Annotated in this window: 5 protein-coding genes; all 5 read right to left on the reverse strand. The window is 58.8% G+C overall.

The features are described 5' to 3' along the window. On the reverse strand, nucleotides 1-234 hold a 234-nt coding region (locus tag R6T97_RS17425; protein WP_410350549.1), incomplete at its 3' end, for a cytochrome ubiquinol oxidase subunit I. 74 nt (nucleotides 235-308) lie between these two features. After that, a complete protein-coding gene (locus tag R6T97_RS17430; RefSeq protein ID WP_410350550.1) occupies nucleotides 309-1,277 on the reverse strand; it encodes an aldose epimerase family protein in 969 nt (322 codons plus the stop codon). Continuing rightward, nucleotides 1,274-3,175 carry a beta-galactosidase gene (locus R6T97_RS17435; protein WP_410350551.1) on the reverse strand — a complete coding sequence of 634 codons (1,902 nt, stop codon included), beginning with the start codon at nucleotides 3,173-3,175 and terminating at the stop codon, nucleotides 1,274-1,276. The genes R6T97_RS17430 and R6T97_RS17435 overlap by 4 nt, the downstream gene beginning before the upstream one ends. 46 nt (nucleotides 3,176-3,221) lie before the next feature. Beyond that, a complete protein-coding gene (locus R6T97_RS17440) occupies nucleotides 3,222-4,043 on the reverse strand; it encodes an SMP-30/gluconolactonase/LRE family protein (protein ID WP_410350552.1) in 822 nt (273 codons plus the stop codon). Then, nucleotides 4,040-4,636: 2-dehydro-3-deoxy-6-phosphogalactonate aldolase (locus tag R6T97_RS17445; RefSeq protein ID WP_410350553.1), on the reverse strand; the 597-nt coding region annotated here is incomplete at its 5' end. The genes R6T97_RS17445 and R6T97_RS17440, both read right to left, overlap by 4 nt.

The following is a 4,636-nucleotide window of genomic DNA, read 5'->3' on the forward strand; positions in this document are numbered from 1 at the left end:
TTTGAAAAACAGCAGCACCCAGCCCAAGGCGATGGTGATCGTTGGAAACAGAATGTGAAAAGAGATATTCGCCGCAAATTGAATGCGCGAGAGCAACAGTGTTTCGAGTTCCATTTTTCCCCAGTTTCTGAGCGGTTCCTTGCTCAAAACTGATATAGCTACAGTGCGGCATATATCATGGGGGTGCGACAGCAGGGCGCGCTCTTTTGACGTGCATAGCAGCCGTTGCGACATGAATGGCCGTGCCGGTCATGTCGCTATGGGATTTGTGGAAAGGCGCAGCTGACGCGCGGGGTTTAGCCCTGTTGTCAGCGGGCAAAGCGCCAACGTGTCTTTTGATGATAGTGCTGATCGGCACTGACCGTAATCGAGCCAAAGCCACGATGGTTCGGCGCATCGGGCCAGCCTTGGGGTTCGATCACCATCCCTTCGTAGCAGGGTTTGCCAGGCCGGTGCGATGTGGCGGCGTCGTGTATCTGGAGACCGGCTTCTGTGGTGGCCAGCGTCATCGTGGTTCCCGTACGCCCGGTCATCCAAAGCACATCGCGCAATGGTTGTTTGCCGTCAGACAGGCAGAAGTTGTGATCCAGTGAAGGCACACCCGTCTGCGGGCTGCGCGCGTCGCGGAAATCCATCTGCGTCCCGGTCACATCGGCAATTTCACCCGTTGGGCAGGTTTTTTCGTTGACCGGTAGGTAGTGGTCCGCGGCGATCTGGAGTTGATGCCCCTCCCATGTCTCGGTGCCATCAAGATTCCAATAGATATGGCTGGCAAAGTTCATGCAAGTTGTCGCATCGGTCGTGCCTTCGATGGTCATGGTCAATGTCGCAGGCGCGCTAAGCTGATATGTCACGCGGATGTCGCGTGCACCCGGCAATCCCGCATCGCCATCCGCGAGGGTCAGCGCAAGCGTGACGCTATCGCGACTTTGCGCCGCAACCTGCCAGACACGGGCGTGCACGCCTTCCGATCCGGAATGGAGATGGATTTCGCCGTTTTCGTTGCGCTCCAACTCGTACATCATACCCTCCAGCCGCACGCGCCCCGTGCTGATCCGGTTGGCGATCGGGCCGACGATTGCCCCGAAGTATTTCATGTCAGCTTCGTAGTCACTCAGTTCATCGGACCCAAGAGCGAGGCTATGCGTAACACCCGCCAATCTCAAATCCTGAACAATCGCGCCCAAGGTCAGGATGCTGATCGTCAGGTCACCGGCGCAAAGCACAATCTTATCAATGTCTTCACCGGTCTGTGTCGTGCCGAAATGCGTCATCATAGTTCCTCCCAATGCACGCCTGCTGCGGCAATAGACTTTCCGTGCCAGTCTTGCGGATGATTGGCGTAGTTGAAGATAAAGCGATGCGTGGCGGTGTCGCGGATGCGCAATCCGTCGGGGAGAGCGGTTGTTTTTACACCCAACGCATCGCAGGCGTTGTTGATGATCCGGTCGAATGTCGGGTCATCCGGCCAGCCGGCAAGGTAGCGCAGGTTTTCATTGCCCATGATCGCTGGTTGACCGTCGGCGGTTTGGGCAAACACCTTGGCGCCGCCTTCCAAATGTTCGAACCAGTGAACGAACTGGCCGCTATTCTGCAGCGCGATGGCATCGTGGGGTGGCATGCTTTCGGTCAGGCTGATGCTGATATCGATACCGGGCAGGTTGGGGCCAAGCGGTGTGGGGATGCCCAACTCTTCTGTCTTGGTATCGGTGCGCGGGCCGAGCAAGGCGATGCCTTTGAACGAAGCGAGCGCCTGCCGGAGCGGATCAGAGAGTTTCATGATCCCCGGTGCCATGACCAGTTTGTAGGCGGAAAGATCGTCGGCATCGGGTGGCAGGATGTCGATGTTCAACCCCGCACGACGCAAGGCACGATAGGCCGCGAACGCAAGGCAGAACATCTCGAAATCGGCACCTTGCGGCTGTGCATCCCAAGCCCATGCGCTTTCATAGTCGAAGACCAAGGCGACCTGTGCATGTGCCGTGCCAACGTCCGCGAGGCCCTCGATTTCATCGGCGACTTGCCTTGCTTCGGCCAAGGCTGGCGCGGGGGCGCTGTCGGGTCGCAGCAACCCCGCGTGCATCTGTTCTTGCGCAAAAGGAGCTTGACGCCAGCGGAAATAGCAGACGGTTTCTGCACCATGGGCAAAAGCCTCCCACGCCCAAAGGCGGGCCATGCCGGGCAGGGGGGCCGGGTTGTAGGGGGCCCAGTTCACCGGGCCGGGCTGCTGTTCCATGACCCACATGCGGCCTTTGCCAACTGCGCGGTACAGATCGTGGTGAAAGGCCTGATTGTCGGGGTGACCCTGACGCAGGAAAGCCTGCTTGAAATCGGCGCTGCCTTCGAGCCGGTCCGACAGGAAGCCAATCGGGTAACTGTCCCACGACGCGATATCGAGGTCCGCACCGACCTTCCAATGGTCAAACGTCGTGATCCGGCCCATGTAGTTGTGGATCAGCGGCATCGCGGTGTGTTTGCGCAACTCGTCCGCCTGCACTTTGTTGAAGGCCACCACCTGATCCGAGCTATAGCGCCGGAACGCTAGCTGATGTGGATGGTTGGGCTCTGTCACGGTCAGATTGGGCAGGTCGATCTGGTCAAAACTGTCATAGTCCATCGACCAGAACACGTTTCCCCAAGCGCGGTTCAGCGCATCGGTTGACTGGTACTTCTGCGCCAGCCAGTCCTGAAACCCCTGCCGCGCGGCATCCGAATAACTAAGCGCAGTGTCGTGACAGTCGTATTCGTTGTCGATCTGCCATGCCGCGATATGTGGGTTGCGACCATAGCGTTCGCCCATCAGTCGCGCGATTCGCCTGCATTCGTCGCGATAGCCCAGATGACTGAAATCATAATGGCGTCGCGATCCGAACTTGCGGGGGCGCCCTTCGGCGTCGACGGCCAGCATGTCAGGGTGCTTGTCGATCATCCACCGTGGGGGTGTGGCCGTCGGTGTGCCAAGGACAATCTTCAGGCCTGCACTGCCCAGCACCTCGATCGCGCGATCTAGCCAGTCCCATGTCAATGTACCCGGTGCAGGTTCCATCCGGCTCCAGCCAAATTCACCGATCCGCACCCACGTCAGGCCGGTCGCAACCATGTGTTCCGCATCTTTGTGCCATTGGTCTTCTGGCCAATGTTCCGGATAATAGCAGACACCGAGTGTGCGTTTCATAGGGTACCTTTTTGAGTTTTTTGACCAAGATGAAGGACATGGAGCGTCAAAGAATAACGCGATGTTCTGTTTGGCCAATGTAGCGTGTTTTGGCTGCAAATGTCTTGCCCTGTGCGGGGCCGGACAGACCGACCGCTGCACTGGTGCAGAAAAGCGTTTTCAGTTCATCGCCGCCGAATGCCGGACAGGAAGTTTGCTTGGCAGCAAAGCTGAAGCTTTCGATGAAACGCCCTGCCGGATCATAACCGGCGACGCGCCCGACACCCCACTGCGCGTTCCACAGATTGCCCGCCGAATCGACAACGGCACCATCAGGGCGGAAATCCGTGCCCAGTAGATCGATGTGCAGCACCGGTTCACTTATCGGCCAACCCTCTGGGTCCAGTGCGACGCGCATGATCTGTTGTGTGGGCGTGTCGGTGAAATAGGCCGTCTTTCCATCGGGGCTGAAGCAGATCGCATTCGATATCGTGATCGGTGCAAAAAGGCGGCGCAGCGCGCCCTTATAGTAGCGATAGATCGCGCCTGCGCCATTTTCCGCATTAATCCCCATTGTGCCAATCCAGAACCCGCCCTGTGGATCAGCGCGGCCATCGTTTGAACGGGTCACGCTGTTGTCTGCCTCTAGCGGGGTGATCACATGGTGGTCGCCGGTCGTGATATCGAAATGTCGCAGCGCGTTGCTGGTCGCGATCAGCAGGGTTTTTTCAGACGTCCAACCTGCTGCGCTCACATAGTCCTCGAATTGCCAGTGATGGCCTTTGGTATGAAGACGCTTTCCCAAGATATCGAACCAGAACAATTGCTTGCGCGAAGGGTGCCATAGCGGCCCTTCCCCCAGCTTGCATTGTGTTTCGTCGAAAATCATGATGACGCCGCGTCGTAGGCCGCCACGATATCGTGCGCGCGTGCTGCGACATCGGCCACGGAAAGCCCGGGCTTGTAAAGCGCGGACCCGATGCCGAAACCATCAGCGGATGCGGCCATCCATTCTGCAAAGTTGTCGGCACCTGCACCACCCACGGCATAGACTTGTGTTCCGGGTGGCAGGACCGCCCGGATCGCCTTGATACCGTCGGGTCCAAGCAGGTTGGCAGGAAAGATCTTGAGCCCGTCCGCGCCCGCTTTGAGGGCGGCAAAGCACTCTGTCGGGGTCATCACGCCAGGCCAGCTTTGCATCCCGGCGGTTTTGGTGGCGACAATCACCCGCTGGTCGCAGTTGGGCGAAACGATCAGCTTGCCACCGGCCTGCGCCACACGACTGACGTCGTCGGTCGACAGGACGGTGCCAGCGCCGATCAGCGCATCCGCGCCATGAGCGTCGGCCATCGCCTTGATGCTGTCGAACGGGTCTGGCAAGTTCAGCGGGACTTCGATTTTGGTGATCCCTGCATCGATTAATGCGGTGGCCATCGGGGCGGCCTCGGCAGGTGTCACACCGCGCAGAATGGCAATCAGGGG

It is taken from the genome of Yoonia sp. (genome assembly GCF_046498525.1).
In the GTDB taxonomy this organism is placed as follows: Bacteria; Pseudomonadota; Alphaproteobacteria; order Rhodobacterales; family Rhodobacteraceae; genus Yoonia.

What these genes read in the sequence shown, in the direction of transcription:
- R6T97_RS17430 (WP_410350550.1), bottom strand. Translation starts at nt 1,277, where the DNA reads ATGATGACGCATTTCGGCACGACACAGACCGGTGAAGACATTGATAAG.
- R6T97_RS17440 (WP_410350552.1), bottom strand. Translation starts at nt 4,043, where the DNA reads ATGATTTTCGACGAAACACAATGCAAGCTGGGGGAAGGGCCGCTATGG.
- R6T97_RS17435 (WP_410350551.1), bottom strand. Translation starts at nt 3,175, where the DNA reads ATGAAACGCACACTCGGTGTCTGCTATTATCCGGAACATTGGCCAGAA.